Origin of the sequence: Mesorhizobium sp. CA7 (assembly GCF_020165015.1) — a bacterium.
Taxonomy (GTDB): Bacteria; Pseudomonadota; Alphaproteobacteria; order Rhizobiales; family Rhizobiaceae; genus Mesorhizobium.
Window position 1 is genome coordinate 738316 of the sequence record NZ_JAIUHH010000001.1, and the last position, 22649, is coordinate 760964.

Sequence of the window (22649 nt, forward strand, 5' to 3'; positions counted from 1 at the left end):
TTGCAAGGCCTCATCGAAACGAAACTGCCTCCAATATCCCAACGATCGGAGGAGTTTCGCGCATGGCTGGGTTTACCCATCTCTTTATCCCAGGACCCACCAACATTCCGGAACAGGTCCGGCAAGCCATGAACCTGCCGATGGAGGATATGCGCGCCTCCTCCTTCCCCAACCTGACGCTACCGCTGTTCGAGGACATCAAAAAGGTCTTCAAGAACGAGACCGGCCGCGTCTTCATCTACCCCTCCTCGGGCACCGGCGCCTGGGAAGCGGCGATGACCAATGTGCTCAGCCCCGGCGACAGGGTGTTGATGTCGCGCTTCGGCCAATTCTCGCATCTGTGGGTCGACATGGCCGAGCGGCTCGGCTTCGATGTCGATGTCATCGATTGCGAATGGGGCACTGGCGTCCCGCTCGAGCTCTATGCCGAGAAGCTTCGGGCCGACAAGGCGCACCGCATCAAGGCTGTCTTCTGCACCCAGAACGAGACCGCGACCGGCGTCACCAGCGACGTCGCCGGCTGCCGCGCCGCGCTCGACGCGGCGAACCATCCTGCCCTTCTCTTCGTCGACGGCGTTTCCTCGATCGGCTCGATCGACTTCCGCCAGGAGGAATGGGGCGTCGACTGCGCCGTCAGCGGTTCGCAGAAAGGCTTCATGCTGCCGGCCGGCCTCGGCTTCCTGTCGGTCAGCAAGAAGGCGCTTGCCGCTTCGCGGGTGGCGACACACCGGCACTGCTACTTTTCCTTCGAGGACATGATCCGCGCCAATGACGCGGGCTATTTCCCCTATACGCCGGCCACCCAGTTGCTGCGCGGCCTGCGCGCCTCGCTCGACCTGATTGCCGAGGAAGGGTTGGAAAACATCTTCGCCCGCCACCATCGCCTGGCCGAGGGCGTGCGCAAGGCCGTCGACGCCTGGGGCCTGAAGCTCTGCGCCAAGACACCGCAATGGCACTCCGACACGGTCAGCGCCATCCTGGTGCCGGAAGGCATCGACAGCGCCAATGTCGTCAAGCGCGCCTACCAGCAATACAACACCTCCCTCGGCGGCGGCTTGAACAAGGTGTTCGGAAAAGTCTTCCGCATCGGTCATCTTGGCTGGCTGAACGAGGTTATGGTCTGCGCCTCGCTGTCGGCCGCCGAAATGGCGCTGCTCGATTGCGGCGTGCGCCTGGCGCCCGGCTCGGGCGTGGCGGCGGCGATCGAGCATTTCCGCCGCACGGCCGACGTGCCGGTCGCCAGAGCGGCGTGAGGGGTACCATGAGCCACACCATCAACCATCTGAAGAAGCTGAGGCTGCAGCGCAGCGAGCTCGCGGTGCCGGGCTCCAGCCCGGAGATGATCGACAAGGCGGCCAACAGCGCCGCCGACTTCGTCTTCCTCGACATCGAGGATGCGGTGGCGCCGCCCGACAAGGAGCGCGCGCGCAAGAACATCATCCAGGCGCTGAACGACATCGACTGGCGCGCCAAGGGCAAGACCGTCTCGGTGCGCATCAACGGCCTCGACACGCATTACATGTACCGCGACGTCGTCGACGTCATGGAGCAGGCCGGCGACCGGCTGGACACGATCCTGGTGCCGAAGGTCGGCGTGCCGGCCGACCTCTATATGGTCGAGGCCATGGTCAATCAGATCGAGATTGCCAAGGGTTTCAAGACCCGTGTCGGCCTCGAGGCATTGATCGAGACGGCGCTTGGCATGGCCAATGTCGAGGCGATCGCCGCCACGCCGGGCCGGCTGGAAGCCATGCATTTCGGCGTCGCCGATTATGCCGCGTCCAACAAGGCGCGCACCGTCAACATCGGCGGCCTCAATCCCGATTATCCCGGCGACCAGTGGCATTTCGCCCTGTCGCGCATGACGGTCGCATGCCGTGCCTATGGCCTGCGCGCCATTGACGGGCCGTTCGGCGATTTCTCCGACTCGGAAGGCTACAAGGCGGCCGCCAGGCGTGCCGCGGCGCTCGGCATCGAAGGCAAATGGGCGATCCACCCTTCGCAGATCGCCCTGGCCAACGATGTGTTCTCGCCGCCGGAGAAAGAAGTCACGCGGGCCAGGCGTATCCTCGAAGTGCTGAAGGAGGCCGAGGCGCTCGGCAAAGGCGCGGCGGCGCTCGACGGCAAGATGATCGACGCGGCGTCGGAGCGCATGGCGCGCAACGTGCTGGTGGTGAGCGAGGCGATCGAGCGCGCCGGCCAGGCGCATAGCGCGGCGCACTAAAAAATTACTGGGAGGACATGATGGACATCCACGAATACCAGGCCAAGGAACTGCTTGCCCGCCACGGCGTGCATGTGCCGCGCGGCGGCCTCGCCTACAGCCCCGAACAGGCGACCTACCGTGCCCGGGAGATCGGCGGCGCCAAATGGGTGCTGAAGGCGCAAGTCCATTCCGGCGCGCGCGGCAAGGCCGGCGGGATAAAACTCTGCTCGAACGACGAGGAGATCTCCAACGCGGCAGAAGCCATGCTCGGGCGCAAGCTGGTGACCCAGCAGACCGGCCCGCGCGGCAAGCTGATCTCGCGCCTCTATCTCGAGGAGGCCGTCGACATCGCGCAGGAACTCTATCTCGGCTTCGTCCTCGACCGCAAGGAAGAGCGCGTCATGATCGTGGCGTCGGCCGCCGGCGGCATGGAGATCGAGGACATCTCCGAAAAGAAGCCGGACTCCATCATCCGCGCCACCGTCGATCCGGGCGTCGGCATGCAAGGCTTCCAGGGGCGCGAAATCGCCTTCGGACTAGGCCTCGAAAGCAACCTGATCGGCAAGGCGACCGAAACCATCCTCGGCTGCTACCAGGTGTTCCGCGACTACGACGCCTCGATGCTGGAAATCAATCCGCTGGTGGTGACGCGCGACGGCAGCCTGGTCGCGCTCGACGCCAAGATGTCGTTCGACGAGAACGCGCTGTTTCGCCGCCCGGAAATTTCCGAGCTGCGCGACAAGAGCCAGGAAGATCCGCGCGAGACTTTCGCCAGCGACCGCGGCCTCTCCTATGTCGGGCTCGAAGGCAATATCGGCTGCATCATCAACGGCGCTGGCCTCGCCATGGCGACGATGGACATGATCAAGATCGCCGGCGGCGAGCCGGCCAACTTCCTCGACATCGGCGGCGGTGCCTCACCGGAGCGGGTAGCAAAGTCCTTCCGCGCGGTGCTCGGCGACAAGAATGTCGAGACAATCCTGGTCAACATCTTCGCCGGCATCAACCGCTGCGATTGGGTGGCCGAAGGCGTCATCAAGGCGATCCGCGAGGTCGGCGTCGACGTCCCTCTGGTGGTGCGCCTATCCGGCACCAAGGTCGAGGAAGGACGCAAGATCCTGGCCGATTCCGGCGAGAAGGTGATCGTCGCCGACACGCTGGCCGAAGCCGCCGAAAAGGCCGTCGCCGCCTGGCGCGAAGCCGCCAAGAACAAAAAAGCAGCCTGAGGGAGGTCGAGAAATGGCAATCCTGCTCAACCGCAGCACGCGCGTCATCGTGCAAGGTTTCACCGGCAAGATCGGCAGCTTCCACGCCGACGACATGAAGCGCTACGGCACCAAGCTGGTCGGCGGCGTCACCCCCGGCAAGGGCGGCCAGACGCATCTCGGCCTGCCCGTCTTCAACACTGTCAAGGGCGCCGTGCGCGAGACCCGCGCCGAGGCGAGCATCGTCTTCGTGCCGCCGCCCTTCGCCGCCGATTCGATCATGGAAGCGGCCGACGCCGGCATCAAGCTTTGCGTCTGCATCACCGACGGCATCCCCTCGCAGGACATGATGCAGGTCAAGCGCTACATGCGCCGCTACCGCTTCGAGGACCGCATGCGCCTCGTCGGACCGAACTGCGCCGGCGTCATCACGCCCGGACAGGCGCTGATGGGCATCATGCCGGGCAGCATCTATCTGCCGGGACGCGTTGGCATCGTCGGCCGTTCCGGCACGCTGGGCTACGAGGCGGCCTCGCAGATGAAGGCGCTGGGCATCGGCGTGTCGACCAGCGTCGGCATCGGCGGCGATCCGATCAACGGCTCGTCCTTCAAGGACATCCTGCAGCTCTTCGAGCGCGACGACGACACCGACGCCGTGGTGATGATCGGCGAGATCGGCGGCCCGCAGGAAGCCGAAGCCGCGATCTGGGCGCGCGATAACATGAGGAAGCCGCTGATCGCCTATATCGCCGGCCTCTCCGCCCCGAAGGGCCGCCGCATGGGCCATGCCGGCGCGATCATCTCCGCCTTCGGCGAATCGGCCCAGGAAAAGGTCGAGATCCTGAAGGAAGCCGGCGTCGTCATCGTGCCGACCCCCGCCTCCTTCGGCGAAGTTGTGGCCGATACGCTGGCGCGGACGAAGAAGGCGGCGTGACGGCCGACCAGGCGAGAATCGCGACAGGATGTGAAGCCTGTTTCGGGCCGGCCTCCTCGATGGTCGTCGGCCCGTGCGCTCGGCGCTGCCCTATGAAGGGCAATCCCAGGAAACGTGCGCTGCGGCCGTCCGGGATTGCCTGAAAACAACTGCTTAGCAGCGCAGCGGCAAATCGGCTGACGATCGGGAAAGCGGCTTTGGAACAGAGCAAACCCATCAAGTTTCGTGAGGACGAGCGCAGCTTGCTGTTACGCCTGCTGCTTCAGGTCGCAAGCGCGCGCGAGCCCGAGATCGCCGCAGTCCTGAACGGACGCAGGTCACTCGTCTCGCTGGCTCCCGAGCAGCGCATCCCGGCGCTCCAGGCGAGCGGCGTGTGGTTCCAGTTGCTGACCATTGTCGACGAGTTGCTTGCCATGCGGGCCCGGCGCGAGCTCGAGCAAGGCGCAGGCGCCGACGAAGTGCCTGGCTCCTTCGCCAGCGTGATTGCCGAGATGGCGGCCAGCGGCCACTCGGCGGACGATGTCCAGGCGATGCTCGACGAACTTTGCGTCGGCCCGACCATGACCGCGCATCCGACGGAGGCCAAACGCGTCACGGTGCTGGAAATCCACCGCCGCATCTATCGCAAGCTGACCGAGCTCGACCAGCCGCGCTGGGCACCGCGCGAGCGCGATCTTTTGGTCGCCGATCTGGAAAGCGAGATAGAGCTTCTGTGGATGACAGGCGAGCTGCGGCTGGAGCGACCGACGGTCGAGCGCGAGATCGCCTGGGGACTGCATTTCTTCCGCGAAGTCATCTTTGAGGCAACGCCACAGCTCTATGGCAAGCTTCAGAGCGCCTGCGAGCGCCACTATCCGGGCGAGCCGATCCGAATTCCTTCCTTCATGCGCTATGCCTCCTGGATCGGTGGCGACCGCGACGGCAATCCGAATGTGACAGCCGAAGTCACCGCCTACGCCATGGCCGAATACCGCAACACCGCCATAGGCTGGTATCTGGCGCAGTTGCAGCGGCTGGTGTCGGTGCTCAGCGCCAGCACGAACGTCATCGAGCTGCCGGCCGGCTTCAGGCCGGTGCTGCAGACAGCGCTGGATAAGAGTGGAGAGGCGCAAGAGATAGCCGCCCGCAACCCTGACGAACCGCTGCGCCAGTTCGCTTCGGCCGTGCTGGCCCGGCTGGTCGCCACCCGTGACGGCGGCAAGGCGGCCTACCCCTCGGCGGAGGCGTTTCGCGCCGATCTCAACGCCCTCTCATCAGTCCTCGAAGCGATCGGCGGCCGCGCGGTCGCCAGGCGTTTCATCCAGCCGCTCGTTTGGCAGGTCGGAAGCTTTGGCTTCCGCACGGTCTCGCTCGACATCCGGCAGAACTCCACAGTCGTCAACCGGGTGCTGGCCGAGCTGTTTGCGCTGATAGACGCCGCCGATCCGATCGCCGCCGGCACGCCGCAATGGTCGGCGCGCATCCGCGCGGCGCTCAGCCAGGGCGAGCGGCTGGAGATCGACGAAGCACGGCTCTCGCAAGAAGCTGCCGAGCTGCTTTCGACATTCTCGGTTATCGCCAAGCAGATCTCGGGCTCCGATGCCGATGCGGTCGGCTCTTTCGTGCTCAGCATGACACGCTCGGCCGACGATCTGCTCGCGGTCTATCTGCTGGCTCAATATTGCGGGCTCTCTACCGCGCCCGGCGGCGACGGCTCGATCAGGCTGCGGATTGTGCCGTTGTTCGAGACCATCGCCGATCTGCAGGCTGCACCGGGCGTCCTGAACGCATTGCTCGACGTTTCCCTTGTGCGGCGCACGGTGCGGGATTTCGGCGCGCGCCAGGAAATCATGCTTGGCTATTCGGACTCCAACAAGGATGGCGGCTTCCTCGCTTCCAATTGGGAACTGGCAAAGGCGCAGAAGCGCCTCGCCGCCATCGGCCGCAAGCACAAGGTCAGGATCGGTTTCTTTCACGGCCGCGGCGGCTCCGTCAGCCGGGGCGGCGCGCCGACCGGCCGCGCCATCGCGGCGCAGCCGCAGGGCACCGTCGCCGGATCCATGCGGGTGACCGAGCAGGGCGAGGTCGTTTCGTCGAAATTTGCCAATCGCGGCACCGGCCTCAACCAGCTTGAGGTTCTCGCCGCCGCCGTGCTGGCGCACGGGGTCCGATCGCCCGGCGATGCCGGGCCGAAGGAATCGCCGGAGTTCGACGAAGCGCTGGAAGCGCTGGCCGGCATGTCGCAGGCGTCTTATGCCAGGTTGATGGCCGAGCCGGGCTTCCTCGATTATTTCAACCAGGCGAGCCCGGTCGCCGAACTGGCGCTCTTGAAAATGGGCTCACGGCCGGATCGCCGTTTCGGCGCCAGCGGCATTGCCGACCTGCGCGCCATTCCATGGGTGTTCGCCTGGAGCCAGAACCGACATCTCTTGACCGGCTGGTACGGCATCGGCAGCGCGCTGAGCGCGTTCGTCACGGTGCGCGGCGAGGCCGGGCGCGAGCTTCTGACCCGCATGTTCGAGCACTCGCGCTTTTTCCGCCTGATCGTCGACGAGGCCGAAAAGACGCTCTACCAGTCCGACATGGAGATTGCACGGCTCTATGCCGACCTGGTGTCCGACAGCGATGCGGCGGCAAGAATCCACGCCCGCATCGCGGCCGAATACGAGCTGACGCGACGCCTGATCGGCGACCTTACGGGAGGCGACCTTTCCGCGCGCTTTCCGATGTTCAAAAGGCGTTTCGACAATCTGCGCCGGCAGATGCACGACATCCACCGGCTGCAGGTCAATCTGCTGCGCGAAGTTCGGGCAGGCACAGGCGCAGATCAAAGGCGGGCGACCGACGCCCTGCTCGTCTCGATCAACTGCATCTCGGCCGGTCTGGGGTGGACGGGATAGGCTCGGTTTGCCCGTTGCCGGAATTGCCTCGCGTCAAGCATCAGCGGCGGTGCGGTCTCATGGCCCGCCGCCGCTTCACTTTGGTCTACCGCCGGCAGCGACGAGAACGATCGCTCGCCGATGCCAAATTCGACAGGCTTTTGGGGAGAATGGTGCGGTCGAGAAGACTCGAACTTCCACGGGTTGCCCCACAGCGACCTCAACGCTGCGCGTCTACCAATTCCGCCACGACCGCACGTGGTAGGAGCCGGAACCGTCCGGCCCGGGGCCTGTAGCAAATCGTTTCCGGCGAAACAAGTGCGCCGAGCGGAATATTCGCGAATGCGTATCAGCCACAAGTGCGCAGAGGTTTTGGGAGGGCGACGTGCATCAGACAAAGCGGCTGGCACAAGCCTCCGCGGCTCGGCTTAACGTTTGGCGGAACTGGACGTTTTGGCCGATTGCCGCCATATGAGAGGAGCATCGAGAAAGTTCCATGACAGAACGCAGCCAGATCGCCACGTCGTTCCTTCCTTTGCCTGGTTCGGCGCCGGTGGAATGGGTGATCGAACCCGGCCTCACGTCTTATCCGGATGCGCTCGCCTTCATGGAGGCGCGCGCCGAGGCGATCCGCAGCGGGGCCGCCGGCGAGATGGTCTGGCTGGTCGAGCATCCGCCGCTCTACACCGCCGGAACCAGCGCGCGAATCGATGACCTGATCGATCCCAACCGGTTTCCAGTTTTTGCCGCCGGGCGCGGCGGCGAATATACCTATCACGGTCCCGGCCAGCGCGTGGCCTATGTGATGCTCGACCTGAAGCGCCGGCGCGAGGATGTGCGCGCCTTCGTCGCGGCGCTCGAGCAATGGATCATCGCCACGCTCGCCGCCTTCAACGTGCGCGGCGAGCGGCGCGAGGACCGCGTCGGCGTCTGGGTGGTGCGGCCGGACCGGCCCGCCCTGCCGGACGGCACGCCCGCCGAAGACAAGATCGCGGCCATCGGCATCCGGCTGCGGCGCTGGGTGAGCTTTCACGGCATCGCCATCAATGTCGAGCCGGATCTCGGCCATTTCAGCGGCATCGTGCCCTGCGGCGTCTCGGACCATGGCGTGACCAGCCTTGTCGATCTCGGGCTGCCCGTCACCATGGCCGATCTCGACCTCGCGCTGAAAGCTGCGTTCGAGGATGTGTTCGGACCTGCCGCCGTTCCGGTCGCTGAGCCCGCTCGCAAGGCTAGCTAAGCCGCTCCGCCTAGGGTGTGTTGAGATTCAGGTCAGGCCGAGTCGAAAATGGCGGGGTCCGAGAACCGGAGCGGAGCGTACTTTTCGTACGTGAGCACCGGAAGCGCAGGAAGCCGCCATTTGCAGACCGGCCTCACCTGAATGTCGACACACCCTACATGAGCTGCGCCGAGGCCCACAGCATGCCGTAGCCATGGATGGCAAAGACGGCGAGCAGCGCGCCGGCCATGGCCAGCCGGTCGAAGGTTTTGATCGGCTTCAACTCGTGACGCGGCTTCACGCCGCTGCCCATGGTGATCAGGCTCAGCATCGCGAACACCGCGCCGGCGATCAGCAGGAAGCCCGGCGAAAAACCAGCCCGCCAGCCGAGCGCGAGAAGCGCCGACAAAAGCAGAAAGGACGCCAGCGCAAGTGCGGCCGGCCCCGGGCAGATCTGGCGCAGCACCTGGCCGCCGTCGAATTTCCACACCGGCACCAGATTGGCGATGTTGAACAGCGACGCGCAGCCGGCAAGCGTGGCCAAAAGCATGGCGGCCAGCCGATGTCCTTCGCCATTGGCGAAGCCGCTGGCGGCGATCAGCACCGGCACCAGGAAGGCGGAGAAGCCGGCGCCCATAAGCGCCACGAAGGCGACCTCGAAGCGGCTGTCATAGGGCCTGCCGCCGATGGCGATGCCGCCCAGCAGCGGAATGAAGATCATCCGCGCGCGGCGATGCCCCGTCAGGCGGAAGGCGGCCATATGGCCAAGCTCGTGCAGGGCGACCACCGAGGTGAGGATCGCCGCCAGCGCCAGGCCGCCAAGATTGAGCCCGAAGAACGGCCACAGGATCAGAGCCGAAAGCACGGCGAAGCCGACCTGGCTCAGCGGATGCTCGAACCAGCCGCCCCTGCGATAAGTGCCCGTCGCCGCCCAGACGTCGAGCTTGCGCAATTCGCGACGCATGGCGAAGAAGCGGAAGATCAGGAACGCGACACCGCGATAGCGGTCGGTCTGGGTGAGCGTCACTCGCACGGCCTCGCCTTCCGGCACAAGCTCGGCGGTCTCGCGATAGTTCGCCCAGAACGAGGGATCGAGCGCCGTGTCCTCGATGACGGTCATCGAGAAGTAGCTTCCCTCCCTCACATCCTCGAGCCGCGCCTTGCGGTCGATCGGCCGGCCGTCCCGTCCTTCCCAGGAGAGCCGGATCAGCGCCGTCCCTTCGCTATCCAGGGGTTCGGCGGCAAGGATTTCGCCCGACCAGCCGGCGTCGCCGCCGAACGGCCACAGCGCCTGCCAAAGGCGATTGCGATCGGCCTTGATCACGCGGCTGACCGTCACCGTGCGCAGTCCGAGCGGCACGGTCATCAAAAGAAAGATCAGTCCGAGATTGCCGGCCACGAGCGTGACCGTGACGATGACCGACACTTGCCTTGGCTCCCCGTCTTGAAGGAACAGCCTAGCGGCAGCGCGGCCAAGAAAGACTTAACAACGGGGCGGGCTCTTGTCCGTTCCAGGCGGGTCTGCCCGTCCCGTACGGCGGCGAAACCGCCTGATCACATGGCGCCGATCCAGATCGCCATGGAAACGAGAAAGGTGCTCATGCAAACCAGCGAAACGACGTCCTGAACAAGATCGCTCATAACTCTCTCCTGTTGTTGCTATGTTCGTAATTTGTTCTAATTTTGTTCGAATGTCAACGACCGTCGGAGGTGTGCCAGATTGATTTTGGGCGATCCGTTTGGGCAGGGTTAAGGAAAGGTTGAGGGCCTTGCTCCGCGGGCACACCGCAGCCGTTTGCGATTAGTCAACACGCCGATGGCTTCGTCATTCTAGGGCGGAGCAAGGAGCGAAGCGACGCGCGCAGACCCTAGAATCCATTCCGTGAGATTGATGCTTCGCTACGGTGCGGAACAAGGCTTCTAAAAGCCCCTCTGCCCCCTCTGCGGCGTCGCATTCTTCGGCAGAGGTAACGGAATGGATCCTAGGGTCTTCGCTCCGCTTCGCGGAGCTTCGCCCTAGGATGACGACATTGGCCTATAGCGGCACGACCTTACCCTCGGCCAACGTCACGCGCCGGTCCATGCGCGAGGCCAGCTCGTGGTTATGGGTGGCGATCAGCGCCGCGAGGCCCGACTGCCTGACCAGCGCCTCCAGCGCATCGAACACATAGGAGGCGGTGACCGGATCGAGATTGCCGGTCGGCTCGTCTGCCAGGAGCACCAGCGGCGCGTTGGCGACCGCGCGGGCAATAGCGACGCGCTGCTGCTCGCCGCCGGAAAGCTCGGCCGGCCGGTGCTGCGCGCGCTTGCCGATCTGCATGTAGTCGAGGAGCTGCGCCGCGCGCTCGGATGCTTCCTTGCGACCGAGCCCCTTGATCAGTTGCGGCATCATGATGTTCTCGAGCGCGGAGAACTCCGGTAGCAAATGATGGAATTGATAGACGAAGCCGACGTCGTTGCGGCGGATCGCGGTGCGCTCCTCGTCCGACAGCCGTCCGCACGCACGGCCGGCGAGGATCACATCGCCCGCATCGGGCCGCTCCAATAGCCCCGCCGTGTGCAAAAGGGTGGACTTGCCGGTGCCCGACGGCGCCACCAGCGCCACCATCTCGCCGCGCCTGAGCGAAAAGTCGGCGCCGTTCAGAATGGTGAGCTTGCGCGGCCCCTGGACGTAGTGCCGCTCGACGCCCTTCAACTCGATAATGGCCTCGGCCATCATTCGTACCTCAAGGCTTCGACGGGATCGAGGCGGGCGGCCCGCCAGGCCGGGAACACCGTCGCGAGGAACGACAGGCCAAGCGCCATGATGACGACATAGGTCGTCTCGCGCGGATCCATCTTCGCCGGCAGCTGGCTGAGGAAATAGAGCTCGGGATTGAACAGGATCCTGCCGGTCATCCAGGAGAAGAACTGGCGGATCGATTCGATGTTGAGGCAGATGACGACGCCGAGCAGCACGCCGGCGATCGTGCCGGTGACGCCGATCGCCGCGCCCGTCATCAGGAAGATGCGCAGGATCGCGCCGCGCGAGGCGCCCATCGTGCGCAGGATGGCGATGTCGTGGCCCTTGTCCTTCACCAGCATGATGAGGCCGGAAATGATGTTGAGCGCCGCCACCAGCACGATCAGCGTGAGAATCATGAACATGACGTTGCGCTCGACCTGCAGCGCCGAGAAGAAGGTCTCGTTGCGCTGGCGCCAGTCGACGAGGTCGACCGGCCGCTGCGCCGCCTGCTCGACCAGCGGCTTCAGCGCGTCGACATTGTCGGGATTGTCGACATAGATCTCGATGGTCTGGGCTCGCCCGTCCATGTTGAAATAGAGCTGCGCTTCCGAGAACGGCATATAGACGATCGAGCTGTCATATTCCGACATGCCGACCTCGAAGATCGCCGCCACCTTGTAGCCCTTCATGCGCGGCGTGGTGCCGAGCGGCGTCACGTCGCCGTCCGGCGAGATCAGCGTGATGGTGTCGCCGAGCACTAGCCCGAGGCTTTCGGCCATGCGCTTGCCGATCGCCACGCCGTCGCCGGTGTCGAAGCCGTCGAGCGTGCCCTGCTTGATGTTGCTGGCGACGATCGAAATCTTGCCGAGGTCCTCGCCGCGGATGCCGCGCACCAGGGCGCCAGTGCCGCCGCCGACATTGCCTTGCGCCAGGACCTGGCCGTCGATCAGCGGGATGGCGTATTTGACGCCCGAAACACCGTTGATGCGGCTCGCCACCTGGGCGTAGTCCTCCAGCGGCGAATCGAGCGGCTGCACGATGAGATGGCCGTTGACGCCGAGGATGCGGGTCAGCAACTCGGCGCGGAAACCGTTCATCACGGCCATGACGACGATCAACGTCGCGACGCCGAGCATGATGCCGAGAAAGGAGATCGAAGCGATGACCGAGATCACCGTCTCCTTGCGGCGCGAGCGCAGATAGCGCCACGCCACCATGCGCTCGAAGCCGGAGAAAGCGCCCGCCGCTGACCTGGCCGCTGCCGCCGCCTCGTTCATGCGGCGATACCCAGGCGTTTCTTGGCCTCGGCGATCGGCAGCGTCTCGCGCTCGCCCGACCTGCGGTTCTTGATCTCGATCTCGCCCGCGGCCACGCCGCGCGGGCCGACGATCACCTGCCACGGCAGGCCGATCAGATCGGCGGTGGCGAACTTGCCGCCCGGACGCTGGTCAGTGTCGTCATAAAGCACGTCCTTGCCCGCTGCGTTGAGCGCCGCATAGAGCTCGGCGCAGACGCGGTCGCATTCGCCGTCGCCGACCTTCATGTTGATCAGGCCGATATCGAAGGGCGCCACCGCTTCCGGCCAGATGATGCCGTTCTCGTCATGGCTGGCCTCGATGATCGCCGCGACCAGGCGCGATGGACCGATGCCATAGGAACCGCCCGAGGCGTAATGGTCCTTGCCGTCAGGGCCGGTCACCTTGGCGTTCATCGACTTGGAGTATTTCTCGCCGAAGTGGAAGATGTGGCCGACCTCTATGCCGCGCGCCGAGACCTGCTCGCTTGGCGGAACGTTCGCCCAGGCCGCCTCGTCATGCATCTCGTCGGTGGCGGCATAAGGCGTCGTCCACTTCTTCACGATGTCGCCGATCTCGGCGTCGTCGGAGAAGTTGGTGCCGGCGCCCGGCACGTCGAGGGTGAGATAGGCGCGGTCGCAGAACACCTGGCTCTCGCCGGTTTCGGCCAAGATGATGAACTCATGGCTGAGGTCGCCGCCGATCGGACCGGTGTCGGCGCGCATCGGAATGGCCTGCAGGCCCATGCGTGTGAAGGTCCTGAGGTAGGAGACGAACATGCGGTTGTAGGCGGCCTTGGCGCCCTCGAAATCGAGGTCGAAGGAATAGGCGTCCTTCATCAGGAACTCTCTGCTGCGCATGACGCCGAAACGCGGACGCACCTCGTCGCGGAACTTCCATTGGATATGGTAGAGGTTGAGCGGCAGGTCCTTATAGGACTTCACATAGGCGCGAAAAATCTCGGTGACCATCTCTTCGTTGGTCGGCCCGTAGAGCATGTCGCGGTCCTGGCGGTCCTTGATGCGCAGCATCTCCTTGCCGTAGTCGTTGTAGCGGCCGCTTTCGCGCCAAAGATCCGCCGACTGGATGGTCGGCATCAAGATTTCCAGCGCGCCGGCGCGGTTCTGTTCCTCGCGGATGATCTGGCAGACTTTGTCCAGCACGCGCTTGCCGAGCGGTAGCCACGAAAAGCTGCCCTGCCCCTGCTGGCGGATCATGCCTGCGCGCAGCATCAGCCGATGCGAGACGATCTCGGCCTCGCGGGGATTTTCTTTGAGAATGGGCAGGAAATAGCGCGACAAACGCATGGACTGGTCCGTGAGTGAAAATGGCGGCGCGGGGAATCGGCGCAACCGAGGCTGCTTGCCCGGGCTTCATAGCCATTTCATGGCCGAATGGAAACCCGAGTGCCCCAAAGTATCGGGCCTTCTGCACCTTACCAAAAAGGCGATTTTGGCTGCAAAGTGCCGCAAATGGCTATTTGATCGATTCACAAGCAAGCCCTGCCGCACTATTGTGCAGTGCAGCACGATATTGCCTGTTTCGAGGCAAAATTCTTCGTGACATTTTCACCTGCCTTGGTCTAGTGTGCGCCGATAACCGAGAGGGCGGAGAAAAATCTGCTCTCCTACGCGGTCAAAGTCTTGGGAGGATGCGATCTAGGCGCGGTAACTCGCTGCCGCCGGACACCGGAAACGGATCGGACGCGTTTAAATTGCAAGGCCTTGTGCCTTGCATTTTTTTTGTGCAATCATCTGCTTAGCGCGATCATCTGCCAAACAGCGTCAGCCATGGTTAGCCGTCGAATTCGGAAGCCGGCTTCCGAATTCAACCTTGGCGCGCTTATGCTGCTTAATACTTGCGGAGACTGTATCTTCAGCGTCAGTGATGGGCATTCGGACTAAAGTCCGGCATGATCCGCATGATATCGTCGAAGCTGAATCCCAGGCCCATCGTCAGGCCGTAGAGAATGCCCATCACGACCACCGTCACGATCGTCGCGCGGGCGAAGGCGCGCAGCATGTGCGGGCCGCGCGGTGCGCTGGAAACGGTGCCAAGCGTGACATCCTGGTCGTCGTCCTGGGCGCGCAGGCTGAACGGCAGAACGACGAACAGCACCAGCCACCAGGTGACGAAGAACAGCGCGGCGAACAGGATCCAGTTCATGCCTGCTCCAGTTCGACCAGCGTGCCGAAGAAATCCTTGGGATGCAGGAACAGCACCGGCTTGCCATGCGCGCCGATCTTCGGATTGCCGTCGCCAAGCACACGCGCGCCGCTTTGCTTCAAATGATCGCGGGCGGCTAGGATATCGTCGACCTCATAGCAGACGTGATGCATGCCGCCCGAAGGGTTCTTCTCGAGGAACGCGGCGATGGGCGATGCCTCGCCCAGCGGTTCCAGCAACTCGATCTTGGTGTTGCCGACATCGACGAACGCCACGCTCACACCATGCTCCGGCAGCGCCTGCGGCTCGCTCAGCCGCGCGCCCAGCGTATCCCGATAGGCTGCCATTGCCGCGGCCAGATCCGGCACAGCAAGCGCGACATGGTTCAGGCGTCCAAGCATCGGCCGTTTCCTCAGGCAGTAGGCAGTAGGCAGTAGAGAAGAAGCAAATTTGGCGAGCTAAAAAGCAATCGCCTTTCCTATTGCCTACTGCCTAGTCCCTACTGCCTACTCCCTCATCTCGTAACAAACACCGTCACCAGCGGCTTCTTGCCCCAAGCTTCGTTGGCGGCGCCGCGCACTGCGCGGCGCACCGCCTCCTGGACCAGGTCGAGGTCTTTTCGGCGCTGACGCGGAATGGAGTCCACCGCGCCGATTGCCGCATCGAGCATCAGATCCTCCAGCGTCTGGCCGCGGGCGTCCGCTTCGGCGACGCCGATCGCCACCAGGTCGGGGTCGCCGGCAAGCTCATATTTGTCGTCGAGCACGACATTGACCGCGACATGCCCGGCGAATGAAAGCTTGCGGCGGTCGCGTATGCCCATCGCCTGGTCGGTGCCGATCAGCGAGCCATCCTTGTAGAGCCGCCCGAACGGCACCTGGTCGATGATCGTCGCCGGCCCTGGCCAGAGCCTCAGCATGTCGCCGTCGCGCACCTGCGCCACCTGGCCGATGCCCGACATCGACATCAGCGAGCCCTGCGCCACCAGATGCGCCGCCTCGCCATGCACGGGAACGCCGATCTGCGGCCGCACCCATTCATACATCTTGCGCAATTCGCTGCGGCGCGGGTGGCCGGAGACATGCACCAACGCGTCGCCGTCCTCGATGATCTTCATGCCGAGATCGATCAGCCGGTTCTTGATCTCGAGAATTCCCTTTTCGTTGCCGGGAATGGTGCGCGAGGAAAACACCACCGTGTCGCCGGCCGTCAGCGCCACCGACTTCATCTCGTCGCGTGAAAGCTTTGCCAGCGCCGCCAGCGGCTCGCCCTGGCTGCCGGTGCAGATGATCACCAGGTTCTCGCGCGGGATATAGCCATAGTCCTCCTCGGCGATGAACTCCGGCAGCCCGTCCATGTAGCCGAGCTCGCCCGCCACATCGATAACACGCTTCAGCGATCGGCCGAGCACAAGGCATTGCCGGCCGGCATCGCGTGCCGCCTTGGCGATCGAGACGATACGCCCGACATTGGAGGAGAAGGTCGTGACCGCGACGCGCCCCTTCGCGCTCTCAATGACACCCTTGAGGCCTTCGCCGACAGCGACTTCCGACGGCGACTCCCCTTCCCTCAGCGCGTTGGTGGAATCGCAGATCAGCGCCAGCACGCCCTTGTCGCCATAGGCGCGGAAGCGTGCCTCGTCGGTCTTCGGGCCGATCGTCGGCGCCGGGTCTATCTTCCAGTCGCCGGTGTGGATGACGATCCCGGCGGGCGTGGTGATCGCCAGCGACATCGGCTCGGGAATCGAATGCGCCACTGGAATGGCCTCGATCTCGAAAGGTCCGATGGTGAATTTCTCGCCGCCCCGGTAGATCGACGCAGGGATCTTCGGCGCGCCCTGCTCGCCCTGTCGCTTGGCTTCGAGCAGGCCGGCGGTGAACGGCGTCATCCAGACCGGCGCTTTGAGCTTCGGCCAGATATCGAGCAGCGCCCCGTAATGATCCTCATGCGCATGGGTGATGACGATGCCGCGCAGGCCGTCGATATTCTCCTCGATGAAACGCGTATCGGGCAGGATGAGATCAACGCCGGGATGCGCCGAGTCCGGAAAGGTGACGCCGACATCGACGATGATCCATTCGCGTGCGTCGGCAGGCCCATAGCCGTAAAGGGCGAAGTTCATGCCGATCTCGCCGACGCCGCCCAGCGGCGCGAAGACGAGCTCGGCGTTTTCTCTATTCGCCATCAATTCTTTCCTTCCTGGCCGCTTTGGCCAAGCCGTTGGCGCAAACCCGGGAAAAGCGCGGCACGGCTTTCCGTCCGGAATTGCACAGAAACAAAATTATACCCGGGCCGAGGCGACCGCGCCGAAATGCACGTCGCCGGCCGCGATCGTCAAAACCGATCCCTCATCGTCGCGGATCACAAAACGGCAGTCCTCGTCAATGGTTTCGAAAACGCCGCGCACCACATTGCCGTCAATTCTGACAGCAACCTCGCCGCCGAGCCCTGCCGCGCGGGCAAGCCAGCGCTTTCTGATAGCATCGAGCCCGCGCCCGTCATCCCATAGCCGGGCATTCTCGCTCCAGGCATCCGAAAGCGCCAGGAACAGCGTTTCGGCATCGCAAGTCGCGCCCAGCGCCTGCAGCGACGTCGCCGGATAAGGCAAATCCTCAGGGTAAGCCACGACATTGACGCCGATACCGATGGCGACGGCAAAGCGGCCGCCATCGAGCATCGCCGATTCCAACAGGATGCCAGCAAGCTTGGCGCCCGACGCCAGCACGTCGTTCGGCCATTTCAATTCGAAGCGGTTGCGGCCCTGGCTCGCGCCGTCGACGGCGACGGCGATCCGGCCCTTCGGCACGACGGCGTCGAGAGCGTCGGCCAGCGCAAGCCCGGCGACGAAGCCGAGCGTCGCGGCAAGCCGGAGCTCGCCACCCGGAACCAGAAGCAGCGTCGCCGCGAGATTGCCTTCGGGCGTTGCCCAGACACGGCCGCGGCGGCCGCGGCCGCTTTCCTGCTTCTTCGAAACGACCCAGAGCTTGCCGGGATGGCCGGCGCGCGCGTGTTCCAGCGCCAGCGCGTTGGTCGAGCCGACGCTGTCATGCGCCTCGAGCCGGAACCCCTCCGACGCCGCGGTTGGAGCCAGCCGAAATGCCATCCCGTCAGAAGAAGGTCTTGGCGGCGGCTTCGGCATAGCTGCCGATCGGCCCGCCGATCAGCACATAGAACAGCACGAAGGCGCCGCTGACGCCGAGCACGAGGCGCAGCTCGCTGGCCATCGGCACGAAGCCGCCGACCGGCTCGTCGAACCACATGATCTTGATTATGCGCAGGTAATAATAGGCGCCCACTACCGAGGCCAGCACGCCGATGATCGCCAGCGCGTAGAGATGCGCGTTGATGGCGGCGAGGAACACGTACCACTTCCCCCAGAAGCCGGCGAGCGGCGGAATGCCGGCCAGCGAGAACATCAGGATTGTGAGGATGGTGGCCATGATCGGGTTGGTCGAGGCGAGACCGGAAAGATCGCTGATCTGCTCGACATTGCCTTCCTTGCGCCGCATGGCGAGGATGAAGGCGAAGGTGCCCAGCGTCATCACCAGATAGATCAGCATGTAGATGGCGACGCCGCGCACGCCGGCCTGGCTGTTGGCGGCAAGGCCGACCAGCGCATAGCCCATATGGCCGATCGAGGAATAGGCCATCAGGCGCTTGATGTTGGTCTGGCCGATGGCCGCGAAAGCGCCAAGCGCCATCGAGGCGATCGAGATGAAGACGACGATCTGCTGCCAGTCCGAGGCAATCGGCTTGAAGGCGCCCATGGTGACGCGCACGATCAGCGCCATCGCCGCCATCTTCGGGGCGGCTGCCAGGAACGCGGTGATCGGCGTCGGCGCCCCCTCATAGACATCCGGCGTCCACATATGGAACGGCACGGCCGAGATCTTGAAGGCGAGGCCTGCCAACACGAACACCAGGCCGAAGACGAGGCCGAGCTGGCGCTCGCCGCTGCCAAGAGCCGCCGCGATTTCCTGGAAGCCGGTATTGCCGGTGTAGCCGTAAACGAGGCTGATGCCGTAGAGCAGCATGCCCGACGACAGCGCGCCGAGGACGAAGTATTTCAGGCCGGCTTCGGTCGAGCGCAGATTGTCGCGGTTGATCGCCGCCAGCACATAGATCGCCAGCGACTGCAGCTCGAGCCCGAGATAAAGCCCGATCATGCCGTTGGCCGAAATCATCAACATCATGCCGAGCGTGCAGAGCAACACCAGAACCGGGAATTCGAACTTGTCGAAATGCTCCTGGCGCGCAAAGCGCATCGACATGACCAGCGTCACTGCCGATCCGATCAGCGCCAGCATCTTCATGAAGGCGCTGAAGGAATCCTGCACGAAGGCGCCGCCATAAGCAGCGCCTTGCGTGCCGGAGAAGCCAAGCCACAGTCCGGCCACCACCAGCACGAGGACGGCCAGGCCGGTCACGGTCATGGTGTTGTTGGAGCGCGAATAGGCCCCGATCATCAGGAGCGCCAGCGCGCCCACGGCGAGGATCAGTTCCGGCGTCGAGAGCGAAAAGCTGGAGAGAAGGTCCGGCGTCATGGTCTATTCCCCAGTCAGTTCGCCGCCGCGGTCTGCGCGGAATTGATGGATGCGGTGACGTTGGTGACGAGCGTCTTGACCGACTGGGCCGTCGCGTCGAACACCGGCGCCGGGTAGACGCCGAAGAAGATGACCAGCACCACCAGCGGGTAGACGATCGCCTTCTCGCGCGGCGAAAGGTCGAGCAGGTTCTTCAGGCTATCCTTGGTCAGCGCGCCGAAGATCACCCGGCGATAGAGCCACAGCGCGTAGGCCGCCGACAGGATGACGCCGGTGGCAGCGAAGAACGCCACCCAGGTGTTGACCTTGAACACGCCGAGCATGGTCAGGAACTCGCCGACGAAGCCGCTGGTGCCGGGAAGGCCGACATTGGCCATGGTGAAGATCATGAACACGGTGGCGTATTTCGGCATGTTGTTGACCAGGCCGCCATAGGCGTCGATCTCGCGCGTATGCATGCGGTCGTAGATGACGCCGACGCACAGGAACAGCGCGCCCGAGACGAGGCCGTGGCTGAGCATCTGGAACATCGCGCCCTGCACGCCTTCCTGGTTCATCGCGAAGATGCCCATGGTGACGAAGCCCATATGAGCGACCGACGAATAGGCGATCAGCTTCTTCATGTCCTCCTGCATCAGCGCCACCAGCGAGGTGTAGATGATGGCGACGACCGAGAGCGTGAACACCAGCGGCGCGAACATCGCCGACGCCTCCGGGAACATCGGCAGCGAGAAGCGCAGGAAGCCGTACCCGCCCATCTTCAGCAGGATGCCGGCCAGGATGACGGAGCCCGCGGTCGGCGCCTCGACGTGGGCGTCCGGCAGCCAGGTATGCACCGGCCACATCGGCATCTTCACCGCGAAGGAGGCGAAGAAGGCGAGCCACAGCCAGGTCTGCATGTTGGCCGGGAAATTATGCGTCAGAAGCGTCGGAATGTCGGTCGTGCCCGACTGGAAGAACATCGCCATGATGGCGAGCAGCATCAGCACCGAGCCGGCGAGCGTGTAGAGGAAGAACTTGAACGAGGCATAGACGCGCCGCTTGCCGCCCCAGACGCCGATGATGATGAACATCGGAATCAGGCCAGCCTCGAAGAAGACGTAGAACAGCACGATGTCGAGCGCGCAGAACACGCCGATCATCAGCGTCTCGAGGATCAGGAAGGCGATCATATAGGCCTTGACCCGCTTCTCGATCGCATCCCAGGAGGCCAGTATGCAAAGCGGCATCAGGAAGGTGGTCAGGATGACGAACAGCATCGAGATGCCGTCGACGCCCATGTGGTAGGAAATGCCCGAATCCAGCCAGGCGTGCTTCTCGACGAACTGGAAGCCGGCCTGCGAATTGTCGAAGCCCGTCCAGATGAACAGCGAGATGACGAAGGTGAACGCCGTCGTGATGAATGCGATCGCGCGGATGTTGCGGCGCGCGTTTTCGCTGTCGTCGCTGATGAACAGGATGAGCAGAACACCAACCAGAGGCAGGAAGGTGACCAGCGAGAGGATTGGCCAGTCGGTCATCAGAGCATCATCCAGGTGACGAGAGCGGCCACGCCGATCAGCATGGCGAAGGCATAGTGATAGAGATAGCCGGTCTGCAGCTTGACGACCCTGTTGGTGACGTCGACGACGCGCGCCGAGATGCCGTCGGGGCCGAGGCCGTCAATGACGGCGCCGTCTCCGGTCTTCCACAGGAACCTGCCGAGGCGCTTCGCCGGCCGCACGAACAGGAAGTCGTAGAGCTCGTCGAAATACCACTTGTTGAGCAGGAACCCATAAAGCAGGCGATGATTGGCGGCGACGTTTCGGGGAAGTTCCGGCGAGCGAATATAGAATTTCCAGGCCACCGCAAGGCCGATCAGCATGGCGACGAACGGGGCGAGCTCGACCCAGAGCGGCAATTCGTGGATCTCATGCAGGATCTGGTTTTCCGGCAGCGTGAACAGCGAAGCCTTCCAGAATTCGGCGTAACCCTCGCCGATGAAGGCGCCGTGGAAGATGATACCGGCAAACAGCGCGCCGGCGGCCAGCACATAGAGCGGCACCAGCATCACCGGCGGCGATTCGTGGACATGGTGCATGACCTCGTGGCTGGCGCGCGGCTCGCCGTGGAAGGTCATGAAGATCAGCCGCCAGGAATAGAAGCTGGTGAAGCAGGCGGCGACCACCAGCAGGATAAAGGCGAAGCCGGCGACCGCATTGTGGCTGGCGAAGGAGGTCGCGATGATGGCGTCCTTGGAGAAGAAGCCGGCGGTGCCGATCACCGTTGCCGGAATGCCGACGCCGGTCAGCGCCAGCGTGCCGACGATCATCATCCAGTAGGTCGCCGGGATGAGCCTGCGCAGGCCGCCCATCTTGCGCATGTCCTGCTCGTCGGACACGGCATGGATGACCGAGCCGGAGCCAAGGAACAGCAGCGCCTTGAAGAAGGCGTGCGTGAAAAGGTGGAAGATCGCCGCGCCATAAGCGCCGACGCCTAGCGCCACGAACATGTAGCCGAGCTGCGAGCAGGTCGAATAGGCGATGACGCGCTTGATGTCGTTCTGGACGAGGCCGACGGTCGCCGCGAAGAAGGCGGTGAATGCGCCGATGAAAGTGACGACGGTCAGCGCCGAATGCGACAGCTCGAACAGCGGCGAAAGCCTCGCCAGCATGAACACGCCGGCGGTCACCATGGTCGCCGCGTGGATGAGCGCGGAGACCGGCGTCGGGCCTTCCATCGCGTCCGGCAGCCAGGTGTGCAGCGGCACCTGCGCCGACTTGCCCATGGCGCCCATGAAGAGCAGCAGGCAGACCACCGTCAGCGCCGTCTGTTTGTCGAGCGCTTGGCCGAGGAAAGTGAGCACGGCAGCACCCGCCGGCGCGCCTTCGGCCGGCAGGAAGGATGCGGCATTGGCGAACACGGTACTCAGATTGACCGAGCCGAACAGCACGAACACGCCGAAGATGCCGAGCGCGAAGCCGAAGTCGCCGACGCGGTTGACGACGAAAGCCTTGATGGCGGCGGCATTGGCCGACGGCTTCTTGTACCAGAAGCCGATCAGCAGATACGAGGCGAGACCGACGCCCTCCCAGCCGAAGAACATCTGGATGAGGTTGTCGGCCGTCACCAGCATCAGCATCGCGAAGGTGAACAGCGACAGATAGGCGAAGAAACGCGGCCGGTTCGGATCGTAGTGCATGTAGCCGATCGAGTAGATATGGACCAGCGCCGACACGGTGTTGACGACGACCAGCATAACCACCGTCAGCGTGTCGATCCTGAGCGCCCAGGAGGCGTCGATGCCGCCCGACTGGATCCAGCGCAGCACCGGCACGGTGAACACTTCGCCATGGCCGAAGCCGACGGTGAAGAAGGCAACCCACGACAGCACCGCCGCGATCACCAGGAAGCCGGAGGTGATGTATTCGGAAGCCTTGGCGCCGAGCGAATTGCCGAACAGGCCGACAATCAGGAAGCCGAGCAGCGGAAGGAAGACGATAGCCTGATACATGATG

17 protein-coding genes and 1 tRNA gene are annotated in these 22649 nt (G+C 64.1%); 6 read left to right on the forward strand and 12 right to left on the reverse strand.

The genetic code is table 11. The annotated features are described in order from the left end of the window. The first annotated feature begins 62 nt into the window (after positions 1 to 62). The 5 genes from LB552_RS03570 (at position 63) to LB552_RS03590 (ending at position 7224) form a co-directional block, all read left to right on the forward strand. Entirely contained in the window at positions 63 to 1253 is a 1191-nt protein-coding gene (locus tag LB552_RS03570) for an aminotransferase class V-fold PLP-dependent enzyme (RefSeq protein ID WP_224601931.1), read from the forward strand. 8 nt (positions 1254 to 1261) lie between these two features. After that, positions 1262 to 2224, forward strand: coding sequence for an HpcH/HpaI aldolase/citrate lyase family protein (locus LB552_RS03575; protein WP_224601933.1), 963 nt, complete (start codon positions 1262 to 1264; stop codon positions 2222 to 2224). Positions 2225 to 2244: 20 nt separating this feature from the next. After that, positions 2245 to 3432 carry a malate--CoA ligase subunit beta gene (locus tag LB552_RS03580; RefSeq protein WP_224545537.1) on the forward strand — a complete coding sequence of 396 codons (1188 nt, stop codon included), beginning with the start codon at positions 2245 to 2247 and terminating at the stop codon, positions 3430 to 3432. A 13-nt stretch (positions 3433 to 3445) separates the two neighbouring features. Then, the gene (gene sucD, locus LB552_RS03585) at positions 3446 to 4345 is read left to right on the forward strand and encodes a succinate--CoA ligase subunit alpha (RefSeq protein ID WP_095764879.1); all 900 of its coding nucleotides are present in this window, start codon (positions 3446 to 3448) and stop codon (positions 4343 to 4345) included. A gap of 242 nt (positions 4346 to 4587) precedes the next feature. After that, positions 4588 to 7224: a phosphoenolpyruvate carboxylase gene (locus LB552_RS03590; RefSeq protein WP_224601935.1), complete on the forward strand. Its 2637-nt coding sequence runs from the start codon at positions 4588 to 4590 to the stop codon at positions 7222 to 7224. 150 nt (positions 7225 to 7374) lie between these two features. Here LB552_RS03590 and LB552_RS03595 read toward each other — a convergent pair. Next, positions 7375 to 7459, reverse strand: a tRNA-Leu gene (locus LB552_RS03595). Between the two features lie 240 nt (positions 7460 to 7699). On the opposite strand from LB552_RS03595, the gene lipB reads away from it, so the two are divergent. Continuing rightward, positions 7700 to 8443, forward strand: a complete 744-nt coding sequence (gene lipB / locus LB552_RS03600; protein ID WP_224601938.1) for a lipoyl(octanoyl) transferase LipB — start codon at positions 7700 to 7702, stop codon at positions 8441 to 8443. A gap of 154 nt (positions 8444 to 8597) precedes the next feature. Here lipB and LB552_RS03605 read toward each other — a convergent pair whose 3' ends face one another. The 11 genes from LB552_RS03605 to nuoL form a co-directional block, all read right to left on the reverse strand. Continuing rightward, the gene (locus LB552_RS03605) at positions 8598 to 9848 is read right to left on the reverse strand and encodes a site-2 protease family protein (RefSeq protein ID WP_224601939.1); all 1251 of its coding nucleotides are present in this window, start codon (positions 9846 to 9848) and stop codon (positions 8598 to 8600) included. A 609-nt stretch (positions 9849 to 10457) separates the two neighbouring features. Beyond that, positions 10458 to 11141 (reverse strand): ABC transporter ATP-binding protein, encoded by a 684-nt coding sequence (locus tag LB552_RS03610; protein ID WP_176476897.1) that lies wholly within the window; start codon positions 11139 to 11141, stop codon positions 10458 to 10460. Next, a complete protein-coding gene (locus tag LB552_RS03615; protein WP_140839951.1) occupies positions 11138 to 12424 on the reverse strand; it encodes a lipoprotein-releasing ABC transporter permease subunit in 1287 nt (428 codons plus the stop codon). Before LB552_RS03615 ends, LB552_RS03610 begins: the two co-directional genes overlap by 4 nt. Beyond that, positions 12421 to 13749 carry a proline--tRNA ligase gene (gene proS, locus LB552_RS03620; protein WP_224601941.1) on the reverse strand — a complete coding sequence of 443 codons (1329 nt, stop codon included), beginning with the start codon at positions 13747 to 13749 and terminating at the stop codon, positions 12421 to 12423. The genes LB552_RS03615 and proS overlap by 4 nt, the downstream gene beginning before the upstream one ends. A gap of 574 nt (positions 13750 to 14323) precedes the next feature. After that, positions 14324 to 14608 (reverse strand): DUF1467 family protein, encoded by a 285-nt coding sequence (locus LB552_RS03625; protein WP_224601943.1) that lies wholly within the window; start codon positions 14606 to 14608, stop codon positions 14324 to 14326. After that, positions 14605 to 15009, reverse strand: a complete 405-nt coding sequence (gene mce, locus LB552_RS03630) for a methylmalonyl-CoA epimerase (RefSeq protein ID WP_140542006.1) — start codon at positions 15007 to 15009, stop codon at positions 14605 to 14607. Before mce ends, LB552_RS03625 begins: the two co-directional genes overlap by 4 nt. Before the next feature lie 113 nt (positions 15010 to 15122). Further along, positions 15123 to 16793, reverse strand: a complete 1671-nt coding sequence (locus tag LB552_RS03635) for a ribonuclease J (protein ID WP_224601945.1) — start codon at positions 16791 to 16793, stop codon at positions 15123 to 15125. A 96-nt stretch (positions 16794 to 16889) separates the two neighbouring features. After that, a complete protein-coding gene (locus LB552_RS03640; protein ID WP_224601947.1) occupies positions 16890 to 17711 on the reverse strand; it encodes a biotin--[acetyl-CoA-carboxylase] ligase in 822 nt (273 codons plus the stop codon). A 4-nt stretch (positions 17712 to 17715) separates the two neighbouring features. Next, positions 17716 to 19152, reverse strand: coding sequence for an NADH-quinone oxidoreductase subunit NuoN (gene nuoN, locus LB552_RS03645; RefSeq protein WP_224601949.1), 1437 nt, complete (start codon positions 19150 to 19152; stop codon positions 17716 to 17718). 14 nt (positions 19153 to 19166) lie between these two features. Further along, the gene (locus tag LB552_RS03650; protein ID WP_224601951.1) at positions 19167 to 20672 is read right to left on the reverse strand and encodes an NADH-quinone oxidoreductase subunit M; all 1506 of its coding nucleotides are present in this window, start codon (positions 20670 to 20672) and stop codon (positions 19167 to 19169) included. Further along, positions 20672 to 22645, reverse strand: coding sequence for an NADH-quinone oxidoreductase subunit L (nuoL, locus tag LB552_RS03655; protein WP_224601952.1), 1974 nt, complete (start codon positions 22643 to 22645; stop codon positions 20672 to 20674). Before nuoL ends, LB552_RS03650 begins: the two co-directional genes overlap by 1 nt. Positions 22646 to 22649: the final 4 nt, after the last annotated feature.

Bases quoted from the DNA above. Each gene is read 5' to 3' on its own strand.
- LB552_RS03570 (WP_224601931.1), top strand. From the start codon at position 63: ATGGCTGGGTTTACCCATCTCTTTATCCCAGGACCCACCAACATTCCG.
- LB552_RS03575 (WP_224601933.1), top strand. From the start codon at position 1,262: ATGAGCCACACCATCAACCATCTGAAGAAGCTGAGGCTGCAGCGCAGC.
- LB552_RS03580 (WP_224545537.1), top strand. From the start codon at position 2,245: ATGGACATCCACGAATACCAGGCCAAGGAACTGCTTGCCCGCCACGGC.
- sucD (WP_095764879.1), top strand. From the start codon at position 3,446: ATGGCAATCCTGCTCAACCGCAGCACGCGCGTCATCGTGCAAGGTTTC.
- lipB (WP_224601938.1), top strand. From the start codon at position 7,700: ATGACAGAACGCAGCCAGATCGCCACGTCGTTCCTTCCTTTGCCTGGT.
- LB552_RS03610 (WP_176476897.1), bottom strand. From the start codon at position 11,141: ATGATGGCCGAGGCCATTATCGAGTTGAAGGGCGTCGAGCGGCACTAC.
- LB552_RS03615 (WP_140839951.1), bottom strand. From the start codon at position 12,424: ATGAACGAGGCGGCGGCAGCGGCCAGGTCAGCGGCGGGCGCTTTCTCC.
- proS (WP_224601941.1), bottom strand. From the start codon at position 13,749: ATGCGTTTGTCGCGCTATTTCCTGCCCATTCTCAAAGAAAATCCCCGC.
- LB552_RS03625 (WP_224601943.1), bottom strand. From the start codon at position 14,608: ATGAACTGGATCCTGTTCGCCGCGCTGTTCTTCGTCACCTGGTGGCTG.
- mce (WP_140542006.1), bottom strand. From the start codon at position 15,009: ATGCTTGGACGCCTGAACCATGTCGCGCTTGCTGTGCCGGATCTGGCC.
- LB552_RS03635 (WP_224601945.1), bottom strand. From the start codon at position 16,793: ATGGCGAATAGAGAAAACGCCGAGCTCGTCTTCGCGCCGCTGGGCGGC.
- LB552_RS03640 (WP_224601947.1), bottom strand. From the start codon at position 17,711: ATGGCATTTCGGCTGGCTCCAACCGCGGCGTCGGAGGGGTTCCGGCTC.
- nuoN (WP_224601949.1), bottom strand. From the start codon at position 19,152: ATGACGCCGGACCTTCTCTCCAGCTTTTCGCTCTCGACGCCGGAACTG.
- LB552_RS03650 (WP_224601951.1), bottom strand. From the start codon at position 20,672: ATGACCGACTGGCCAATCCTCTCGCTGGTCACCTTCCTGCCTCTGGTT.
- nuoL (WP_224601952.1), bottom strand. From the start codon at position 22,645: ATGTATCAGGCTATCGTCTTCCTTCCGCTGCTCGGCTTCCTGATTGTC.